This window comes from Actinophytocola sp., from assembly GCF_049647105.1.
Taxonomy (GTDB): Bacteria; Actinomycetota; Actinomycetes; order Mycobacteriales; family Pseudonocardiaceae; genus Actinophytocola.
Genome location: NZ_JBARWZ010000150.1, coordinates 1 through 20,306, shown reverse-complemented (window position 1 = coordinate 20,306; position 20,306 = coordinate 1). Strand labels below are relative to the sequence as shown.

General features: G+C 69.5%; 17 protein-coding genes and 1 pseudogene. 12 read left to right on the top strand and 6 right to left on the bottom strand.

All coding sequences use genetic code 11. The features are described from left to right. Nucleotides 1–13: 13 nt before the first annotated feature. Entirely contained in the window at nucleotides 14–841 is an 828-nt protein-coding gene (locus tag WBA97_RS18545) for a metallophosphoesterase (RefSeq protein ID WP_424232103.1), read from the top strand. A 9-nt stretch (nucleotides 842–850) separates the two neighbouring features. Here the strand turns inward: WBA97_RS18545 and WBA97_RS18540 are convergent, their stop codons facing one another. Further along, on the bottom strand, nucleotides 851–1,153 hold the full coding sequence (locus WBA97_RS18540) for an STAS domain-containing protein (RefSeq protein ID WP_424232102.1): 303 nt from the start codon (nucleotides 1,151–1,153) through the stop codon (nucleotides 851–853). A 108-nt stretch (nucleotides 1,154–1,261) separates the two neighbouring features. On the opposite strand from WBA97_RS18540, the gene WBA97_RS18535 reads away from it, so the two are divergent. The 4 genes from WBA97_RS18535 to WBA97_RS18520 all read left to right on the top strand — a co-directional run bounded on the left by WBA97_RS18535 (nucleotide 1,262) and on the right by WBA97_RS18520 (nucleotide 4,915). Then, nucleotides 1,262–2,917, top strand: a complete 1,656-nt coding sequence (locus WBA97_RS18535) for an AMP-binding protein (protein WP_424232101.1) — start codon at nucleotides 1,262–1,264, stop codon at nucleotides 2,915–2,917. A gap of 106 nt (nucleotides 2,918–3,023) precedes the next feature. After that, on the top strand, nucleotides 3,024–3,638 hold the full coding sequence (locus WBA97_RS18530) for a hypothetical protein (protein ID WP_424232100.1): 615 nt from the start codon (nucleotides 3,024–3,026) through the stop codon (nucleotides 3,636–3,638). Nucleotides 3,639–3,746: 108 nt separating this feature from the next. Beyond that, nucleotides 3,747–4,289: an exonuclease domain-containing protein gene (locus WBA97_RS18525; protein WP_424232099.1), complete on the top strand. Its 543-nt coding sequence runs from the start codon at nucleotides 3,747–3,749 to the stop codon at nucleotides 4,287–4,289. Nucleotides 4,290–4,528: 239 nt separating this feature from the next. After that, nucleotides 4,529–4,915 carry a cold-shock protein gene (locus tag WBA97_RS18520; RefSeq protein ID WP_424232098.1) on the top strand — a complete coding sequence of 129 codons (387 nt, stop codon included), beginning with the start codon at nucleotides 4,529–4,531 and terminating at the stop codon, nucleotides 4,913–4,915. Here WBA97_RS18520 and WBA97_RS18515 read toward each other — a convergent pair. The 3 genes from WBA97_RS18515 to WBA97_RS18505 all read right to left on the bottom strand — a co-directional run bounded on the left by WBA97_RS18515 (nucleotide 4,912) and on the right by WBA97_RS18505 (nucleotide 8,201). Beyond that, entirely contained in the window at nucleotides 4,912–5,385 is a 474-nt protein-coding gene (locus tag WBA97_RS18515; protein ID WP_424232097.1) for a DUF2771 family protein, read from the bottom strand. The two genes, WBA97_RS18520 and WBA97_RS18515, sit on opposite strands and share 4 nt — an antisense overlap. Nucleotides 5,386–5,395: 10 nt before the next feature. Next, on the bottom strand, nucleotides 5,396–7,315 hold the full coding sequence (locus tag WBA97_RS18510; protein WP_424232096.1) for an MFS transporter: 1,920 nt from the start codon (nucleotides 7,313–7,315) through the stop codon (nucleotides 5,396–5,398). 67 nt (nucleotides 7,316–7,382) lie between these two features. After that, a complete protein-coding gene (locus WBA97_RS18505) occupies nucleotides 7,383–8,201 on the bottom strand; it encodes a glutaminyl-peptide cyclotransferase (protein WP_424232095.1) in 819 nt (272 codons plus the stop codon). 54 nt (nucleotides 8,202–8,255) lie between these two features. On the opposite strand from WBA97_RS18505, the gene WBA97_RS18500 reads away from it, so the two are divergent. Both WBA97_RS18500 and WBA97_RS18495 read left to right on the top strand, forming a co-directional pair. Further along, a complete protein-coding gene (locus WBA97_RS18500; protein ID WP_424232094.1) occupies nucleotides 8,256–10,655 on the top strand; it encodes a DUF3027 domain-containing protein in 2,400 nt (799 codons plus the stop codon). Then, complete coding sequence (locus WBA97_RS18495) at nucleotides 10,652–13,429, top strand: sacsin N-terminal ATP-binding-like domain-containing protein (protein ID WP_424232093.1); 2,778 nt, start codon at nucleotides 10,652–10,654, stop codon at nucleotides 13,427–13,429. Before WBA97_RS18500 ends, WBA97_RS18495 begins: the two co-directional genes overlap by 4 nt. Nucleotides 13,430–13,711: 282 nt before the next feature. On the opposite strand, the gene WBA97_RS18490 is transcribed toward WBA97_RS18495, so the two are convergent. After that, nucleotides 13,712–13,999, bottom strand: a complete 288-nt coding sequence (locus tag WBA97_RS18490; RefSeq protein WP_424232092.1) for a DUF2530 domain-containing protein — start codon at nucleotides 13,997–13,999, stop codon at nucleotides 13,712–13,714. A 20-nt stretch (nucleotides 14,000–14,019) separates the two neighbouring features. On the opposite strand from WBA97_RS18490, the gene WBA97_RS18485 reads away from it, so the two are divergent. The 3 genes from WBA97_RS18485 to WBA97_RS18475 all read left to right on the top strand — a co-directional run bounded on the left by WBA97_RS18485 (nucleotide 14,020) and on the right by WBA97_RS18475 (nucleotide 17,352). Further along, on the top strand, nucleotides 14,020–15,471 hold the full coding sequence (locus tag WBA97_RS18485) for an NCS2 family permease (RefSeq protein WP_424232091.1): 1,452 nt from the start codon (nucleotides 14,020–14,022) through the stop codon (nucleotides 15,469–15,471). A gap of 61 nt (nucleotides 15,472–15,532) precedes the next feature. Next, complete coding sequence (locus WBA97_RS18480) at nucleotides 15,533–15,979, top strand: MarR family winged helix-turn-helix transcriptional regulator (protein ID WP_424232090.1); 447 nt, start codon at nucleotides 15,533–15,535, stop codon at nucleotides 15,977–15,979. A gap of 89 nt (nucleotides 15,980–16,068) precedes the next feature. After that, on the top strand, nucleotides 16,069–17,352 hold the full coding sequence (locus tag WBA97_RS18475) for an MFS transporter (RefSeq protein WP_424232089.1): 1,284 nt from the start codon (nucleotides 16,069–16,071) through the stop codon (nucleotides 17,350–17,352). A gap of 278 nt (nucleotides 17,353–17,630) precedes the next feature. Here WBA97_RS18475 and WBA97_RS18470 read toward each other — a convergent pair whose 3' ends face one another. Further along, nucleotides 17,631–19,127 carry a glutamate-cysteine ligase family protein gene (locus tag WBA97_RS18470; RefSeq protein ID WP_424232088.1) on the bottom strand — a complete coding sequence of 499 codons (1,497 nt, stop codon included), beginning with the start codon at nucleotides 19,125–19,127 and terminating at the stop codon, nucleotides 17,631–17,633. Between the two features lie 179 nt (nucleotides 19,128–19,306). On the opposite strand from WBA97_RS18470, the gene WBA97_RS18465 reads away from it, so the two are divergent. After that, nucleotides 19,307–20,086: a TrmH family RNA methyltransferase gene (locus tag WBA97_RS18465; protein ID WP_424232087.1), complete on the top strand. Its 780-nt coding sequence runs from the start codon at nucleotides 19,307–19,309 to the stop codon at nucleotides 20,084–20,086. Nucleotides 20,087–20,101: 15 nt separating this feature from the next. Beyond that, nucleotides 20,102–20,306, top strand: a pseudogene (locus WBA97_RS18460) (DUF2537 domain-containing protein); the annotation flags it as partial.

Sequence of the window (20,306 nt, the reverse complement as noted above, 5' to 3'; positions counted from 1 at the left end):
ATATTGTCGCGGTGTGCAGGAAGACGGACCGTCGACGTTTGTGGTCGGTGACGTGCACGGGCACCTCGACGAGTTGCTCGCCGCGCTCGCCGACGCCGGCCTGGTCGACGACGAGACGAACTGGTCCGGCGGCGAGGCCCATCTGTGGTTCCTCGGCGACTTCGTGGACCGAGGACCCGACGGCATCGGCGTGATCGACCTGGTCATGCGTCTCGCGGACGAGGCGGCGGACGCGGGCGGCCAGGTGCAGGCGCTGCTCGGCAACCACGAGATCCTGCTGCTCGGCATGCACCGCTTCGGCGAGACGGAGGTCCCGTCGGACTTCGGCCCGCGCAGCTTCGCCCGCAGCTGGGAGATGAACGGTGGCCAGCTGACCGACCAGGAGGCGGTCACCGACGACCACATCGAGTGGCTGATCACGCGGCCGGCGCTCGAACTGGTCGGTGACCACCTGCTCATGCACTCCGACACCCTCGAGTACCTGGTGTGGGGCGGCGACATCGACGAGATCAACGAGAACATCCAGGACGTCCTGGACTCCGACGACCTCGTCGAGTGGTGGGAGGTCTGGCGCAGGCTGACCACGCGCCACGCCTTCCGCGGCCCCAACGGCGCCGACGTGGCCACGCAGCTGCTGTCCGTCCTCGGTGGCGACCAGGTCGTGCACGGCCATTCGGTGATCGCCGACCAGCTCGGCATCGCACCGGCCATGGTCGACAGCCCGTACGAGTACGCGGGCGGCAAGGCACTCGGCGTGGACGGCGGCGTGTTCGTCGGCGGCCCGTGCCTGGTCGTCGAGCTTCCGTGGTCACCGCCCGAGCCCGACGACGACACGCCATAACCCTTCGGGTCAGGCCAGGTCGAGCAGCTCGTCGAGGCCGGTGACGGTCAGCATGCGCGCGACGTGGGCAGGCAGGCCGACCAGCAACAGCCGCGCGTCCTTGGCGACCGCGAGCCGGTGCGCGCCGACCAGCGCGGACAGTCCGCTGGAGTCCACAATCGACACCTCGCCGAGGTCGACGCGTAGTTCCGCGCCCCGGCCCGCGGCGCTGATCAGCTCGGTCAGCTCGGCACGCAACGCGGGTGCGGTGTCCACATCCACCGCGCCGGCGAGCCGCACGTTCGACCCGTGGACAGTGATGGAGAGGCTCATGGTGCCCCCATCCTTGTCGACAGCGGCGATCCTATGTTGACGAACGTTGAACCCGTGCTGGGGCACAGGTAGACATACGTTGGTGTCAGTCGTCCCCGGGAGGCTCACATGACCACGCCAGCGGTGCCGAGCTACGTGTCCGGCATCTCCGGGAAACCGCTGCTCGGCGACACCATCGGCGACAACCTCGACCGTGCCGTGGCCGCGTTCGGTGATCGCGAGGCGCTGGTCGAGCACGCGACCGGCCGCCGCTGGACGTACCGGCAGCTCGCCGACGAGGTCACCGCTGTCGCGCTGGGCCTGGTCGACCTTGGCGTGTCGAAGGGCGACCGGGTCGGCATCTGGGCGCCGAACTGCGCAGAGTGGACCGTCACGCAGTACGCGACGGCCAAGATCGGCGCGATCCTCGTCAACATCAACCCGGCCTACCGGGTGCACGAGCTGAAGTACGTGCTGAACCAGGCCGGCATCCGCACGCTCGTCGCGGCGCCGAGCTTCAAGACCTCCGACTATGCCGCCATGATCGACGAGGTCCGCGGCGAGTGCCCGGACCTCGAGGACGTGCTGCTCATCGGCCGCGAGGAGTGGACGTCGCTGGTCGCGATCGGCCGGGGCGGTTCGGTCGCGCATCTCGCGGAGCTGCAGGCCGGGCTGTCCGCCGACGACCCGATCAACATCCAGTACACGTCCGGCACCACGGGCTTTCCCAAGGGCGCGACCCTGTCGCACCACAACATCCTCAACAACGGCTTCTTCGTCGGCGAGATGTGCACGTACACCGAGCAGGACCGCATCTGCATCCCGGTGCCCTTCTACCACTGCTTCGGCATGGTGATGGGCAATCTGGCGGCGACCTCGCACGGCGCGTGCATGGTGATCCCGGCACCCGGCTTCGACCAGAAGGCGACCCTGGAGACGGTGGCCGAGGAACGCTGCACGTCCCTCTACGGCGTGCCCACCATGTTCATCGCCGAGCTGTCCGACCCGGGGTTCGACTCCTACGACCTGTCGTCGCTGCGCACCGGCATCATGGCGGGCTCGCCGTGCCCGGTCGAGGTGATGAAGCAGGTCATCGAGCGCATGGGCATGGCGGAGGTGACCATCGCCTATGGCATGACCGAGACGTCCCCGGTCTCCACGCAGACCCGCAAGGACGACTCGCTCGACCGCCGTGTGTCCACTGTGGGCAGGGTGCTGCCGCACATCGAGGTCAAGGTGGTCGACCCGGCGACCGGCCTGACGGTCCCGCGCGGCACCCCCGGCGAGCTGTGCACCCGCGGCTACTCGGTGATGCTGGGCTACTGGGAGCAGCGGGACAAGACGGCCGAGGCCATCGACAAGGCGCGCTGGATGCACACCGGTGACCTCGCGGTCATGGACGACGATGGCTACCTCAACATCACCGGCCGCATCAAGGACATGGTCATCCGCGGCGGCGAGAACGTGTACCCGCGCGAGGTCGAGGAGTTCCTCTACACACACCCGGACATCCTCGACGCCCAGGTCATCGGCGTGCCGGACGAACGCTACGGCGAGGAGCTGATGGCGTGGATCCGCATGAAGGAAGGCGCGGAGCCGCTGACCGACGACGCCGTCCGGGAATTCTGCACGGGGAAACTGGCGCACTACAAGATTCCCCGTTATGTGCGGGTCGTCGACGAGTTCCCCATGACCGTCACCGGCAAGATCCGCAAAGTGGAAATGCGCGAGGTGTCGGTGGAACTCCTTGGGCTGCAGAAGGTGGCCGCCACCAAACACGCGTGACCTGGGTCACATTGGACAACGTGGGCTGATTTCTCGCGTCTCCCTTTGCATGGGGGCCGCGAGGAATTCATCGCGGCATATCGCGAAATCTGGGGGAGATTGATTCATGAGTATCATCGCGTCCGTTCTTGCCTTGGCGGCCACCGGTTTCGGTGTCACGGCACCGAGTGCGGCCACACGGACCGTGTACGCCGACCTCAACGGTGACGGCCTGCGTGACTACGTCACCGTGCGGACCGTGCCGGGCAAGCCGGACGAGCAGCTCCTGTCCGCCCGGGTCGGCGCCCGGCAGCTGACCGCGACGGTGCCGCTGGCCTCGCCGAGCGGCGTGCTGCCCATGCGGATTACCGACCTCGACACCAACGGCCGCGACGAGGTCGTCGTGACGGAGTCGCTTGGTGCCAACACCCTCAGCTTCGGCGTGTGGGGCCTCTACGACGGCGACCTGGCGCCGGTGACGCTGGTCGACGGCACGCCGCTGCGGCTGTGGGAGGGCGGCGGCATCAGCGCGATCAGCCGTTACGGCTGTGGTATCGACCACGACGGCCGCTCGCTCACGCAGACCGGAGGCGTCGCCGTGGACGTCGGATTCACCATCTACGAAGGGGAACGTGTCACCTATGTGGTCGACGGGAGCCTGGCGACGGAGACGTGGCGCAGCCCGGTGCGCGGCCCGCGTGACGACCCGGCCTTCCAGGTGAACCCGGCCGACTGCGGCTGATTTACCTCCGCGTTGGTTTGACCCCGAGTCTCTTTCTTTCCGGACGGCGACTTTGTCGCGGAAGATAATCGATCGTCGCGGAAAGAAAGAGACTCATATACTCGCGAGATGAGTTTGATCAACGTCGTCGACGTGGAGGCGACCTGCTGGGACGGGCAGCCGCCGCCCGGTCAGGTGAGCGAGATCATCGAGATCGGCCTTACCGTCGTCGACCTCGACGGGGGCACGCGTCTGGCCAAGCACCGCATTCTCGTGCGCCCGCAACGTTCCCGCGTCAGTGCGTTCTGCACGGAACTGACCTCCCTGACCCAGGATGAGGTCGACGATGGCGTCTCGTTTCGCGAGGCGTGCCAGGCCATGGCTCGCGACCACCACACGAACCGCCTGCCATGGGCGAGCTGGGGTGACTACGACCGCAACCAGTTCACCCGCCAGTGCGAGCACACCGGCGCCGAATATCCCTTCAGCGGTGACCACACCAACGCCAAACTGCGGTTCACCGAGGCCATGGACCTCCGCAGGCGCCCCGGCATGGCGGCGGCCCTCACGATCGCGGGCCTGCCGCTCGAAGGCCGCCACCACCGCGGCGACGACGACTCGTGGAACATCGCCGCGCTCGTCCTCCACTTGCGGAGCCGGAACGCCTGGTGACGCCGGGTCACCACCCCTTCCAGCCCCGACCCGCGACACCCCGCGTTGAAGGCCGTCGGCCACGTCGCCGACCTCGGCGCCGAGAAGGCGGCGTGGTTCGCTGACAGCGAAGGCAACACACTCTGCGGCCACCAGCCAACGTAACCGGCTATCCCCGCCACCACGAAGTGGCCTAGGCTGGAATGACGCGTCCTGGGTACGCCCTGGGGCGCGTTCATTTGTGTGTGGAGGTGACCGTTGTGCCGACCGGAAAGGTCAAGTGGTACGACTCGGAGAAGGGCTTCGGGTTCGTCACACAGGACGGGGGCGAAGACGTCTACGTCCGTTCTTCCGCCCTGCCGGCCGGGGTTCCCGGCCTGAAGGCCGGTCAACGCATCGAGTTCGGTGTCGCCGACGGGCGTCGGGGGCCGCAGGCACTGTCCGTGCGGCTGCTCGATCCGCCGCCGTCGGTGGTCGAGGCACGGCGTCGCCCTGCCGAGGAGTTGCACGGCCTGATCGAGGACATGATCCAGCTGCTGGAAACCAAGGTTCAGCCGGATCTGCGTCGTGGCCGCTACCCGGACCGCAAGGCGACCAAGCGAATCGGGGACGTGGTCCGCGCGGTCGCCCGCGAGCTGGACCCCTAGCCCGTCACCTGCAGCGACCACGCTGCCCTGGTCACGGCCTCCGGGCCGGCATCGCCCTGTACCAGAACGCCACCGGCCTGCTTGACCTCGACGGTCTGCAGCTGGTCGCCAGTGCCCGGCGGGAGCGCCTCGAACGAGGTCTCCTTGCCGGGCGCGAACGTGGCGACGGTGACCGGGCTCTTCTGCTCACCGGCCGCGGTCCTGTACTGGATCACGACCGACCACGGCGTGTCCGAGACGTCCTTGGGCACGGTCACCCGCACCGCCGTGCCGGGCGGCACCGGCAGCTTGAGCATGGCGGCGTTGTCGCGCTTGCAGTTCTCGACCTTCACGTCGCAGTACAGGAACGGCTTCGCGACCGTCTTCTCGCCCGCGATGAGGAAGTCGACCTTCGGCGGCGGTGGCGGCGGCTCGGGGGCGGACGAGCAGCCCGCGAGCACCAGCAGCACCAGGACCAGCAGCTTGCGCACGGCGGTGAGCCTACGGGCGGTCCTCCGGCGACGCGGGCGGCCCCTCCTGGAACGCGACCTCCTGCGGCCCGGTCGACGTGCGCCACGGCCGCACCGGCCGCTCACCGCCGAACCACGGCAGCAGTGACTGGCCCTTGCGCGTCAGGATGGTCTGGGCCAGGCCGAACGCCAGCAGCAGCGAGATCACCAGGAAGCCAAGCCAGAACACCGGCGGCAGCAGCACACCCAGCGCGCCACCGAGCACCCACGCCAGCTGCAGCACCGTCTCCGACCGCCCGAACGCGGACGCGCGTGACTCCTCCGGCAGGTCGTCCTGGATCACGGCGTCGAGGCTGTTCTTCGCGAGCGCGCTCGCGGTCGCACCGACGAGCCCGACGATCGCGGCCGTGGCGATGCCCTCCATCAGCATCGCGACCAGCGTCGAGGCGAGGCTGCCGCCGATGCAGGCGAGCACGATCTGGTCGGGGTGCCCGAGGTGCAGACGCGCGCCGATGCCGTTGCCGATGAAGCTGCCCGCACCCGCCGCGCCTGCGATGACGCCGAGCAGCAGCAGCTGCTTGAACGGCTCGCCCTCGGTCTGCGCCCGCACGGCGAACGCGGCGAACATCATGAGGAAGCCGGTGAGCACGCGGATCGTCGCGTTGCCGGACAGGGCCACGACCACGTTGCGGCCCATGGGTTGTCGTCTCGGCTTCTCCGGGTGCGCCGACAGGGACGCGGGCACCTCGCCTTCCGTGACCTCGACCCAGGCGGGAATCCGCATGGCCTGTACCGCGCCGAAGGCGCAGATGGCCGCGGTGAACCACAGCGCGCCCGCCGAGTCGAACACCTGCAGGAACAGCGCCGCGACCGCGCCGAACGCGGCGCCGCCGATCAGGCCGAACGTGGTGAGCCGCGCGTTGGTCTTCGCGAGCGTGATGTCGGGCGGCACCACCCTCGGGGTGACCGCCGCCTTGAGCACGGTGAACGACTTGGACAGCACCATCTTCGCGAGCGCGGCCGGGTAGAGCAGCCAGGTGTCGAAGTTGGTGGCCATCACGAGGCACGCGAGCGCCTGCCCGAGCGACGTGACGCACATGGCGAGGCGGCGGCCGCGCTGGATGCGGTCCAGCATCGGCCCGATGACCGGCGCGAGCAGCGCGAACGGCGCGATCGTGATCAGCAGGTAGAGCGCGACCTTGCCCTTGGACGAGTCGGCGCTCGCGGCGGAGAAGAACAACGTGTTGGCGAGCGCGACGGCCATGGCGGCGTCGCTCGCGTAGTTGAGCATCGTCGCGTAGGTGAGCGCGGTGAGCCCGGACTTGTCGGCCCCGTCGGCGTTCACGGCCCGCCTGAACGCGGCGGCAGCGTTGCTCGTGAGCTGCTTGCCGCGCAGCGCGGCGACGCGGGTGACGGTCAGCTTCTTCGGGAAGCCGGGCGCGGCCGAGGACGGCGGCACGGGTGGCTCCGGCGCGACCGCCGTCGGCTGCGGACCCGAGGGCGGACGTGGCGGCTGTTCGCGGGGTCCCTGGTGGCCGGGCGCGTAGCCGTCGGGGCCGTAGGTCTCTGGCGCGCTGCCGTCGTAGTCGTAGTCCATCGGCCGCGTCTGCGGGACGGGCGGCAGCGACCGGCGCGGCGGCGGCACGTCCCGCCAGCCCCGGCGCGCGGGCGGCTGCTGCTGTGGTGGCTGGCGGCGGACGGGCCGCGTCTCGCGCAGGTCCTCCTGCTGCGGGTAGTGACTCGCGGCCGGGATCGCGCTGGTCAGCGGCTCCTGGCGGGGTTCGTCACGCGGCGGCTCGTAGGCACGCGTCGGAGGCTGTTGCGGTTGCTGCTGCTGGGGCCGCCAGCTCGGCGCCTGCTGCTTGGTCCAGCTGCGGCGACGCTTCTTCCCGGAGCCGCGCTCGCGCTGCTCCTCCGCGTCTCCCGAACCGGAACGAATCACGCCGTCCATCCTGCCGTACGTAGGGACCTGTCGAAGCCATGACGGATCCAGTCCCGCAGGGGATCCCACTTCCAGGTTACGGATCTGGGGTGACAAACCTCACCCGGAACATCGTGGGCCACAACTTGCCGGTTACGAGGAACTCGTCGGTGCCTTCGATGGCGGCGATCCCGTTGAGGACGTCGGCGCCCGCGCGGTCGGCCTCGGGCAGCAGCCCCGACAGGTCGACGGTGGCGGTGACGCGGCCGGTGGCGGGGTCGATCCGGACGATCCGGTCGGTCTGCCAGACGTTCGCGTAGACCTGGACACGGCCGTCCTGGCCGGAAACGCATTCCAGCTCGTTGAGGCTGGTGACCGGCACCCCGCCCGCGTCCCGGACCCGGACATCACCCACCTCGGCGAAGGTCGCGACGTCGCGGAAGACCAGGCGATCGCTGCCGTCGCTCATGATCAGCCGGTCGCCGCTCCGGTCGTGACAGAGTCCCCAGCCCTCACCCTCGTACCGGACCCGCTCCACTTCGGCGAGCGTGTCGCGGTCCCGCCGGATCGCGACCCCGTCCTGCCAGGTGATCTGCCAGATCGATTCACCCACCAGAGTGATGCCCTCGCCGAACAGGTCGGCGGGCAGATCAGCCTGCTTCCGAACCTCCCCGTTCTCCGGATCGACGACACGGATACTCGACTGGCCCTCCAGCCCGGTCCCCTCGTAGAGCGCCCCGTCGACCAGCTCAAGACCCTGCGTGAAGGCCTGCGGGTCATGGGGAACCGTCGCGACGACGTCGACGGACAGGTCGGTGGAGGAAGGACCGGCAGGGGAGGGCGCGACCGGTGCGGCCGAGCACCCGGCCAGGAGGAGAACGCCCGCGAAGGCGAGGAGGGCCCGCACGGTTCTCAAGCCTTGCACGACCGCCGTCACGCCGCGTCGAGCGGTGGGGCACAATCGGGGGCGATGAGCGTGCAGCAGTCTGACCTGAGCGACCCCGCCCTGGTGGCGGAGGTCGACCTCGCGCGCGCCGCCGCGCAGGAAGAGGCGGGCGACGAACGCGTCGGCGACTACGTCGAGTTCGAGATCGAGGACGAGGCGGCGGTAACCCACCACTTCGAGGCCGACAAGGCCGGCTACCAGGGCTGGCGCTGGGCCGTGACCATCACGTCCGCGGGCCCGTCGACGGATGTCACGGTGAGCGAGGTCGTCCTCCTGCCGGGACCAACCGCCCTGGTCGCCCCGGAGTGGATCCCGTGGCAGAACCGGGTCCAGGCAGGCGACCTTGGCGTAGGCGACCTGTTCCCGACCTCCCCCGACGACCCCCGCCTGGTCCCCGCGTACCTGCAGTCGGACGACCCGGCGGTCGAAGAGGCGGCGACGGACGTTGGCCTCGGCCGCGTGCGGGTGATGTCCCGCCCAGCCCGCCTGGACGCCGCGGACCGCTGGGAACAGAGTGACTTCGGCCCCCGCTCCGACATGGCCCGCAGCGCCCCCGCGCACTGCGGCACGTGCGGCTTCTACCTACCGCTGGCAGGCTCACTGAGCGCGGCCTTCGGCACGTGCGGCAACGAGATCTCCCCGGCGGACGCCCACGTGGTCCACGCCGGCTACGGCTGCGGCGCCCACTCGGAAGCAGAAGTGGAACAGGTAAGCCCAGTACTGGTAGCAGACCTGATCTACGACGACGCCCTACTGGACGTCGAACCTCTGGAAGTCGTCGAAAGTCTGCCGCAACCCGAGGCCCCGGCAGAGCCTGGCGACGCTCCGGCCGATGTCACGGTGGCTGAGCCTGCTGCTGCGGTGTCGGTCGGTTCGTCTGTCGAGGCTCCGGCTGAGCGGGATGACCAGCCTGCCGACGGCGCTGCCGCCGAGCCCACTGCCGCCGAGGCTCCGGCCGAGTCCTCGCCAGCCGATGCGGCGGTAGCCACCGAAACCGCGTCTGAGGCGGTGTCGGTCGGTTCGTCCGTTGAGGCTCCGACCATGTCGGAGGCCGGGCCTGCTGATGCCGCGGAGGAGTCCGCCTCGGGTTCGTCCGTTTCCGGTTCTGAGTCTGTTGCCGATGCGCCGGTCGAGTCGGCCCAGCCTGCCGATGTCGCCGTTGCCGACTCCACCTTCATCGACGTTCCGGCCGAGTCGGAGTCTGAGGCTGCGGTTGCGGAGGAGTCCGCCGCTGATTCGTCTGTTTCCGATTCCGTGTCTCGTGGTGTTGATGCTTCGGTGGAGTCGGACTCCCAGTCTGCTGATGCCGACTCCGCTTTCACCGACGTTCCGGCCGAGTCGGGGTCCCGGCTTGCAGATGCCGCGGTTGCGGCGCAGTCCGCCGCCGGTTCATCTGCTTTCGGTCCCGACGCTGTGTCCCGCGGTGCCGATGCGCCGGTCGAGTCGGAGGCCCCGTCTGCCGTTGCCGACTCCACCCTCACCGACGTTCCGGCCGAGCCGGAGACCCAGCCTGCCGGTGCCGAGGCGTCCGTCGAAGACGTTTCGGCTGGTGCGCCTGTCGCGGTTCCGGCCGAGTCGGACTCTCGGCCTGCTGATGCCGCCGTTCCGGCTGAGTCCGCCGCAGGCTCATCTGTCTCCGGTCCCGAGACTGCGTCTCGCGGTGCCGATGCGCCGGTCGAGTCGGAGTCTCGGCCTGCCGGTGCCGAGGTTGCTGAGGCGTCCGCCGTAGATGTTTCGGCTGGTGCGTCTGTCGCGGTTCCGGTCGAGTCGGCCGCCCAGCCTGCTGATGCTGCGGAGGAGTCCGCCGCTGGTTCGTCTGCTTCCGGTTCCGAGTTTGTGTCTCGTGGTGTTGATGCCTCGGTGGAGTCGGACTCCCAGTCTGCTGATGCCGCGGTTGGGGCGCAGTCCGCCGCCGGTTCGTCGGCTTTCGGTCCCGACGCTGTGTCCCGCGGTGCCGATGCGCTGGTCGAGTCGGAGGCTCTGCCTGCCGGATCCGTTGAAGGCGCGTCTGAGCCGGAGCCCGTCGGTTCGCTTGACGCTCCTGCGGAGCAGGAGACCCAGCCTGCCGAAGATGCTTCGGCTGCCGGCCTGCCCGCCGCCGGGGTTCCGGCTGAGCCGGAGGCCCAGCCCGCCGACTCTGCCGCCGCGGATTCAGCTGTGTCCGGTTCCGTGTCGAGCGGTCCATCCGCCGATGCGCCATCCGAGGCCAAGGCGGTCGACACCGCCGTCAAGGCTGTCGACGCGCCGACTTCGGCCGACGAGCCCGAGTCAGCGCCGGACGGTCCACCCGCCGGTGAGCCCGGGGCGGCGTCGCCCGCGCCGGAACCGGCCGTCAGGCTCGTGGCCTCCGAGGCCACGGCGCCCGCCGACCTCGAGCCGGTGGTCAGTGCCGAGACGGCCGACGAGTCGGCCCGCCGCGAGTGACCGATCCCTTCGGCACCGCCGCGCTGCGGGAGTCGGTGCTCGGCTCGTGGCGTTCCTCGCCCACCCGCCTCCGCGAGGACACCAACGCCGAGGAGGACCTCGTCCTCGGCGGCTACCGGGACCGGCTCCTCATCGAACTCGCCCAGAACGCCGCTGACGCCGCGGGTGCGGACGGTGGCGTACTTCGTGTGTCGCTTGTGGACAGTGAGCTGCGGATCGCCAACACTGGTGAACCCCTTACCCGCCAAGGCGTCGAGGCCCTCGCCTCCCTTCGTGCCTCCGCAAAGCAGCATGGTGTCGGCCGGTTCGGCGTCGGGTTCGCCGCCGTGCTCACCGTCTGCGACGCGCCCCGCATCGTCTCGACCTCCGGCGCGATCGCTTTCGACGTCGAGCGCACCCGTCGCGAAGCAGGCGCTGATCGCGTGCCCGTGCTCCGGCTTCCCTGGCCCACCGACGAAACCCCGCCCGACGGCTTCACCACTGAGGTCCGCCTGCCACTGCGCGACAGCGTCGACCTCGACGAGTTCCGCCGCCAGGCCGGCGACATCCTCCTCTCACTCGACGGGCTCACCCGCATCGAGATCGGCGGCGACGCCTGGTGGCGCGACGGCGACGAGATCCACGGCCCGGACGGTGTCACCCGCTGGGTCGTCGTCCGCGACCACGGGGAGTTGCCGCCGGATCCGGCGCTCGGCGCCGAAGCGCGTCTACAGTGGACGATCTGCTGGTCGCTCCGGATGGATGATGGTCCGCGCCCGCGTGACACCGACGTCCTCTACGCGCCGACCCCCACCGACGAGCGCCTTTCCTTGCCCGCCAGGCTGATCGCCAGCCTCCCGGTCGAGCCCTCCCGGCGGCGCATCCGCCCCGGTGTCGCCACCGATCACGTGCTCGCCGCCGCCGCGCGTGCCTATCCTCGGCTGCTCGACCAGCTCGAACCAGGCGACCGGCCGAAGGTCGTGCCACTGCCGCGATTCCCACTGTCCGAAGTGGACGAGAAGCTGCGTGACGCGGTACTGAAGCAGCTTCGCGTGTCGCCATGGCTGCCGTCCGCGCTCGACGACAAGCCGCTCACCCCGGCCGAGGCGCGACTGCTTCCGGTGTCCAGCAAGGAACTCGCGGAGTCCGTCGCTCCGTACGTTCCCGGGCTCGTTCAGGCGGAGTTCGTCGACCATGCGTCCGCGCTCGCCGCACTCGACGTCGTCCAGTTGCGACTGTCCGATGTGGTCGACGCGCTCACCGGGATCAGCCGTCCCGCAACGGAATGGCGCGAACTGTACGTGGCGCTCGGCAAGATCGTCGACAACGACCCGTCCGCACTCGAGGACCTCGGCGCACTGCCGGTGCCGCTTGCCGACGGTCGCACGGTTCCCGGACCGCGCGGCGTGCTCATCGCCGACGTCGATCTGTCCAGTATGGACGGTGTGCACGTCGTCCACCCCGACGCGGTGCACCCGCTGCTCGAACGGCTCGGCGCGCGACACGGCGGTGCGGACGAACTCCTCGCTGCCATGGCAGGCGAGGTCGAGCACAGCCTCGAGGACGCCGAGTCCGGCCTGGACACCAGTGGGCTCGTGAACACCGTGCTGCGGCTGGTGACCGAGGCGGGCGTCCGCCCCGGCGACGAACCCTGGCTCGGTGCGCTCGCGCTCCGCGACACGGACGGCGGCCCTCGTCGCGCCGACGAACTCGCCCTGCCTGGCACGAAGTTCCTGACCGTCCTCGCCGAAGACTCACCCGTAGGTGTGCTCGCCGACGACATCGCCACGCAATGGTCACCGCAGGTGCTCACCGCGGTCGGTGTCCTCAACGGCTTCACGATCGTCGTCGACGAGGCGCCGACGGGCCCCGACCACGACCTCGCCGACGAGGCCGACTGGTGGGACGACCAGCCGGAACCGCCCTTGCGGCTCGAGGCGATCCGCGACCTGGACCTGGTCGCCGACGACGCGTGGCCCGCCGCGATCCGTCTTCTTGCGAGTGAACCTGACACCTGGCGGGTGATGCGCGGCGGTTACACGGCGTGGTGGATCGCGCATCACGCGCTCCTCGCGGGGGAGCCGCCCGCGCACTGGCGCCTGCCCGACGCACGTGAGCTGACCGGCCTCCACGACGTCGCCCCGACCGACCTGGAACCGCACCTCCAGGAGCTGATGGGCGTCCGCGCCGAGCTGGCCGTCGAGTCCACAGAGGACGCCGAGGACCTGCTCGACCGCCTCGCCGACCCGTCCCGCACGATCACGCGCGGCACCATCCAGCGTGCGTACCTCGCGCTGGCAGAGGCGGTCCGCGACGGCGTGGTCGACCCGGCCGATCTCGACCCGCCACCCGAGGTCCGTACCGCGGACGGCGAGGTCACCGACAACGGCGCCGTGCTCGACGTCCCGTGGCTCGCCCCGGTGACCGATGGCTACGTGGCGGTCGACGCCGACCTTGCCTCGCCGCTGGCCGAACTGCTCGACATCCCGCTCGCCTCCGACGCCGCCCCGGCGGCCCCGGACAGCGACGGTGACCCGGTGCGGTGGACCGACCTCGGCGCGGTCGTCGACGCGTGCGACCTGCTCGGCATCCCGGTGCCGGCCGGCGGCCCGATCGTCCACGAAGGACTGGAGGTCGGCGGCAGGCGGGTGCCGTGGTGGGTCGAGGGCGAGACCGTCCACTGCGAGGACTCGACGGCGGGGCTGGGGCGGGCGCTGGCGTGGGTGACCGACCGCTGGGCGGACCGCCACCTGCTGGCGGCGCTCCTGGAAGACCCCGAGAACCAGGACGCGTGACGAGGGCGGCCGCCGGCCCCCGATAACCAGCCTAACGGGCAGGACCGACAGTCGGCGGCGCCGAAGCCGCGGTTGTCCACAGCTGCCCCAGTTATCCACAGACAGGGCCGAGACCCCCCGTTCTGTCACCCCCAGCCGGTACGCTGGCAAGGCGGGACGCCCCCGGGACAGGGTGGGGGTTGGCAAACGCGTGGGGTCGTTGAGTCTGGAACCACCGGTCAGTAGGCGTCGTTTTGGGTCATCGACCACGACGGGACGGGCACCGCGCGCGAGCGGCGGCTGTTACTGGATGTGTTGCGCGCCTCGGCTGCCTCGGCGGGCGGCGTGGCGTTGCCAGGCCATGATCAGGAAGCCGATCAGCCCCAGGACCGTCCCCCACAGCGCGGTCCACAGCCAGATCGGCGGGAACACGTCGAACACGTACCGCCCCACCAGCAGCACGCACAGCGCCACCAACCACAGTCCCGTCCCCACGTAGACCAGCGGCAACAGCGCCAGCAGCCGTTCGGGGAGCGGCGGAGGTGACTTCTGTGTTTCGATTCGGTCGTCGGGTTTCCCTACGTCGGACACATGCGCGAGGCTACCGGGCCATGGCAAACAGGACAGCCGCCCTCGATCGGTTCTTCAAGATCTCCGAGCGGGACTCCACCGTCGGCCGGGAGGTCCGCGGCGGGTTGGTCACCTTCGTGACCATGGCGTACATCGTCGTACTCAACCCGTTGATCATCGGTTCCTTCGCCGACGACCCGGCGCACACCGACAAGTTCGGCGGCTTCCTGCCGACCGACCAGGTGGCCGCGGTCACGGCCCTGGTCGCGGGGGTCATGACGATCCTCTTCGGACTCGTCGCCAACTACCCGTTCGCGCTGGCCACCGGGCTCGGGATCAACGCGTTCGTCGCGGTGTCGATCGCGCCCCAGATGTCATGGCCCGCCGCGATGGGACTCGTCCTCGTCAACGGTGTCGTCGTGCTGATCCTCGTCATGACCGGCGTCCGGACCGCCGTGTTCAACGCGGTCCCACCGTCGCTCAAGGCCGCGATCGCCGTCGGCATCGGCCTGTTCATCACGCTCATCGGGCTCGTCGACGCCGGGTTCGTGCGCCGCCTGCCCGACGCGGCGGGGACGACCGTTCCGGTTGGACTGGGCATCAACGGCTCGATCGCGTCCTGGCCGACGCTCGTGTTCGTGGTCGGGCTGATCCTCACCGGCGTCCTCGTCGCCAGGCGGATCAAGGGCGCGATCCTGATCGGCGTCATCGCGACGACCGTGTTCGCGATCGTCCTCGAGGCCATCGTGGACGCGGGGCCGTCGATGGGCACCAACCCCAAGGGCTGGAACCTCGGCTACCCCGGCGTGCCGGACGAGGTCGTCGACACCCCGAACCTGTCGCTGCTCGGCGACGTGAACTTCGACGCCTGGATCCAGGTGCCGATCATCACCGCCGTGCTGCTGGTCTTCACGCTGGTCCTCACCGACTTCTTCGACACCATCGGCACCATGACCGGCCTCGGCAAGGAGGCGAACCTCGTCGACGAGGAAGGCAAGCTGCCCAACACCGGCAAGGCGCTGTTCGTCGACGGTCTCGGCGCGGTCGCGGGCGGCGCGGCGTCGTCGTCCTCCAACACCGTCTACATCGAGTCGGCGGCCGGCATCGCCGAGGGGGCGCGGACCGGCCTCGCCAACGTGGTCACCGGCTTGCTGTTCATCGCCGCGATGTTCTTCACGCCGCTGTACAACTCGGTGCCGGTCGAGGCCGCCGCGCCTGCGCTGGTGATCGTCGGTGTGCTGATGATGGCGCAGGTCAAGGAGATCGACTTCACCGACTTCACGATCGCGCTGCCCGCTTTCCTGACGATCGTGGTCATGCCGTTCACCTACTCGATCGCCAACGGAATCGGCGCCGGGTTCGTGAGCTATGTGCTGATCCGCGCGGCCACCGGCAGGATCCGCGGTATCCACCCGCTCATGTGGGGAGTGGCCATCGCGTTCGTGGTCTACTTCGCGATCGGGCCGATCCGGGCGGCCTTCGGCATCGGTTGAGCGAGCGGCGGCACAGAAATGGTTGAGTGACTGTGGTCAACTCGTGAGGTAAGCTAACTATGTGTCGAACAAGGAGCAAGACATAGCCGAGAGCTCCCTGACCAGTCGTCTGCGGCTGGCCACAGTGCGGCTCAACCGCAGGCTTCGCGCCCAGCGGACCAGCTCCTCGATCACGCTCACCCAGCTGTCCGCACTGTTCTGCCTGTACAAATGTGGCCCACTCACCCCAGGTGAGCTCGCGGCCAAGGAGGTTGTCCAGCCCCCGTCGATGACCAGGGTGATCGCTGCTCTCGAGGAACTCGGCTATGTCAGCCGTCGACCGCATCCCAGTGACGGCCGGCAGGCCATCGTCGAGATCACCGAGGAGGGGAGCGCGCACATCCGAGCGGACATCTCCGCGCGCGAGGCCTGGCTGGACAAGCGGCTCGCGGAACTCACCGATGCGGAACGGGACCTGCTCTCCCGCGCGGCGGAGATCATCGACAGGATGGCGAGCCAACAGGATTAGTGACAGAAAAGAGAGAACTGACCACCGATTCGTCAACGTCTCGAGCCGGACTCGCCGAGGACGCGAAGAAGCCCGGTAACCATCGGGGCATGTTCGCGGCCCTGCGAGTACGGAACTACCGGCTCTTCGCATCCGGGCAGGTCGTCTCGAACGTGGGCACCTGGATGCAACGCATCGCACAGGACTGGCTCGTGCTCGAGCTGTCCGGCTACGACCCCGTCGCGCTCGGGATCGCGGCGTCGCTGCAGTTCCTGCCGACGCTGTTCCTGACGCTGTGGGCCGGGGTGCTGGCCGACCGCGTCGACAAGCGCAAGCTGCTGATACTCGTCCAGTCCGGCATGGCGCTGTGCGCGCTGGCCCTGGGGCTGCTCGACGTCGGCGGGATCGTGCAGCTGTGGCACGTCTACCTGCTGTGCCTGGTGTTCGGCCTGTTCACCGCGTTCGACCCACCGGTGCGGCAGAGCTTCGTCGGAGAGATGGTCGGCAAGGAGCACCTGGCCAACGCTGTTGCCCTGAACTCGTCCACGTTCAACCTCGCCAGGATCCTCGGGCCCGCGATCGCCGGCGTGATGATCATCTGGACCGGCACCGGCTGGGTGTTCCTGGTCAACGCCGTCACCACGCTCGCCGTGATCTACGGGCTCTTCCGCATGAACCCCGAGGAGCTGCACAGGACGCCGGAGACCGGTGAGTCCCGGCCGCGGCGAGGTCAGCTGATGGCCGGGCTGCGGTACGTGCGCGGGCGGCCGGACATCATGGCCGTGCTGGTGCTGGTGTTCTGCGTGAGCACGTTCGCGTTCACGTTCTTCACGACCCTCGCGATCGCGGCGGCGAACGTGTTCCACCGGGAGGCCGACGGCTACGGGCTGCTGTCCACGCTGCTCGCGGTCGGCAGCTTCAGCGGCGCGCTGCTGGCGGTGCGGCGGAGCACGCGGCGCAAGCCGGGGCTGGCGCTGCTGGTCGGCGCCGGGTTCCTGTTCGGGTTGTTCGAGGTCGTCGTCGGTCTCATGCCGACGTACCTGGCGTTCGGGCTCGCGCTGATCCCGTGCGGCGTCGCGATGATGACGTTCATGAACACGGCGAACAGCACCATCCAGCTGGCGACGGCGCCGGAGATGCGGGGCCGGGTGATGGCGCTGTACATGCTGGTGTTCATCGGCGGCAACCCGATCGGCGCGCCGATGACCGGGTGGATGGCCGCGGAGTTCGGCGGCCGGTCGCCGTTCGTCATCGGCGGCGCGATCGCCATGCTGTCGACCGTGGTGTGCGGGTGGATCCTGGCACGCCGCGGCGGCATCCGGGTCCGGTCCCGCTTGCCCTGGGTTCGAGGCTCGGCGGTGGCTCGAAAACCCGAGCTTGCGCGAGTTGATTAAGTTAGGCTAACCTTAGCTCGTCGCTTCGTGGTGGGAGCGGCAGTCAGTTCGGGAACAGCGAGACCCCCACTCCGGTTCGGCAGACGGCACTGCTCGGAGTGGGGGTCTCGTCTATTAATGGCCAGGCCCAGGCGCATTTCGCGCCAGGACCCGAACCCAGGACTGTTGCGTCGGGCAGCCCCCACCCGAACCCGGGGGCCACCCCGAGGCCAGTCTACCGCCGGGGGCCGTCAGTCACGCCGATGTCGATCTTGCCGTGGGCAACTCCTGTCGCGGACTCAGTCGACCGTCCACGTGTGGACCGGCTCGTTGGTTTCCGACAGTGCCACGTAGCGGCGCAGCATGCCGGCAAGTGCCGCGTCGCGGTCCGCGCCGGCGGCCTCCAGGCTGGCAACTGTCTCCCGTTGCCACCTCGAACCCGTCCGTCGCGCGAGGCAGCGCTGCTCGATCACGCCGAGGTACCGCTCCCGCACGGCGTCCGAAACGCCGCACTCGCGCAGCCCGTCGTGGGCCATCGGCAGCAGGCGGCGCAGCACGAGCTCGTCCGGCGGCACCCAGCCGATGCCCGGCCAGTACAGCTGCGCGTCGAACGCGTGCCGGGCACCCGCGTACAGGTTCTCCTCGGCCGCCTGGAACGACATCCGTGTCCACACCGGACGCTCGGCTGTCGCGAGTGCACGTTGCGCGCCGTAGAAGAACGCGGCGTTCGCGATCAGGTCGACGACCGTCGGGCCTGCCGGCAGGACCCGGTTTTCGACGCGCAGGTGGGGAATCCCGTCGACCACGTCGTACACCGGCCGGTTCCACCGCCAGATCGTGCCGTTGTGCAGCCGCAGCTCCGCGAGCTTCGGCGCGATCCCCGCGTCGAGTGCCTCGATCGGGTCCTCGTCGTCGATTTCCGGCAGCAGGCCCGGGAAGTAGCGCACGTTCTCCTCGAACAGGTCGAAGATGGACGTGATCCACCGCTCACCGAACCACACGCGTGGCCGCACGCCCTGGTTCTTCAGCTCCTCCGGCCGGGTGTCGGTCGCCTGCTGGAACAGCGGGATGCGTGTCTCGTGCCAGAGTGCCTTGCGCAGCAGGAAAGGTGAGTTGGCGGCAATTGCCACCTGCACGCCGGCGAGGCACTGCGCGGCGTTCCAATGCGGAGCGAACTCCTCCGGCGCCACCTGAAGATGCAGCTGCAGGGAGGTACACGCCGCTTCCGGCAGGATCGAGTCCGCCGAGCTGCGCAGCCGTTCGCCGCGCTGACCGGGGATCGCCGGGCCTTCCATGGACAGCACCATGTCCTCGCCGCGCGCGGCGAAGATCTGGTCGTTCAACCGGGAGTACCTGGCGTTCGTGGAGAGCCAGCGTGCCTGGAAGTGCTCCTCCCGCAACGTCGGCAGCATGCCGATCATCACGAGCGCCGTGCCTGCGTCCTGCGCCTTGACGTTCGCGTCGGTGAGCGACGCGCACAGCTCGGCCTCCAGCTCGCTCGCCTGGTCACCGGACAGCGGCCGCGGCGCCACGTTCAGCTCCAGGTTGTGCTGACCCAGTTCGGTCGTGAACGACGGGTCGTCGATTTTCTCCAGCACAACGGTGTTGGCCATCGCGGGCCCCAGCACGTCGTCGACCAGGTTCAGCTCGATCTCGAGCCCGATTCTCGGTGGTGAGGTGGAGAATCCGCCCTCCGTGAGCATTCTCGCGAGGGCGTCCAGACATCGCTGAACCTTCGTCCGGTAAAGCTGGCGAGCCGACCGATCAGACGTGCCGGTCGCGACATCCTGTCCCATACCGCCCCTCCCCAGCCGACCCGAGCTGTCGGCGTGTGCGCGGGAAGTACAACCGTTACACACGGTGGAAGCCGTTGCTAGGGGCCAAAACGGTGCAACGTTCCAAGCTTGTTGTTACGCAGAGCTAGACGCGCGTGTGTCGCACGTAACAAGTTCTCATCGTGTGGAACCATGAATGCGTGATCGAGGTGACCGACCCGGACGACCCGAGGCTCGACGAGTACCGCTTCCTCCGCACTGCCGACCGCAGACCCGACCGGCCAGGCGGACTGGGGCTCGTGATCGCCGAGGGGACGATCGCCGTTGGCCGCATGCTGGCCTCGCGCTACCCCGTGCGGTCGATGCTCGGCGTGCGGCGGAAGCTCGAGACGCTGCCGCCCGTCGACGCGCCGGTGTACGTGACGACCGCCGAGGTGATGGCCGAGGTGATCGGCTTCCACCTGAACCGGGGCGTGCTCGCGATGGCGGACCGGCCGGAGCCACTACCCGTTGCGTCCGTGATAGACGGTGCACGCAGGCTGGCCGTGCTGGAGGGCGTGGGTGACCACGAGAACCTCGGCGCGCTGTTCCGCAACGCGGCCGCGCTCGGCGTGGACGGCGTGCTGCTCGGCACGGGCTGCAGCGACCCGCTGTACCGGCGCAGCGTCCGTGTCTCGATGGGACACGTCCTCGCCATCCCCTTCACCACCCTGTCGCCCTGGCCCGACGGGCTGAAGCTTTTGCAGGACAACGGCTTCAGCGTGATGGCGCTCACGCCGTCCGGCTCGGCGGAGCTGTCCTCGGTGGCCACGCCGGAGAAGGCGGCGATCATGCTCGGCTCGGAGGGGCCCGGGCTCACCCCGGAGGCGGTCGCGGCGGCCGACGTGGCGGTCCGGATCCCGATGGTGGGGGGCGTGGACTCACTCAATGTGGCGACAGCCGGCGCGGTCGCCTTCTACGCTCTCGGCGCGGGTCGGTAGTTTCGGAAGGTGTCGATGTCGGGGATACAGCTGCGTGCGAACGGCGAGCGTGCGGTGCTGGTCGGTGATGACGGAGTCGCGGTCACCGAGCCGGGCCGCCTGCCGCTGGGCACTGAGCTGACCGACGCCCTGCACGAGTGGGCGAAGGTCGCGGCGGCGGTCGGCCGCGCCGAGGCGGGGACGGCCGCGGGCACGGTCGTGTCGCGGCGCGGGCTGCAAC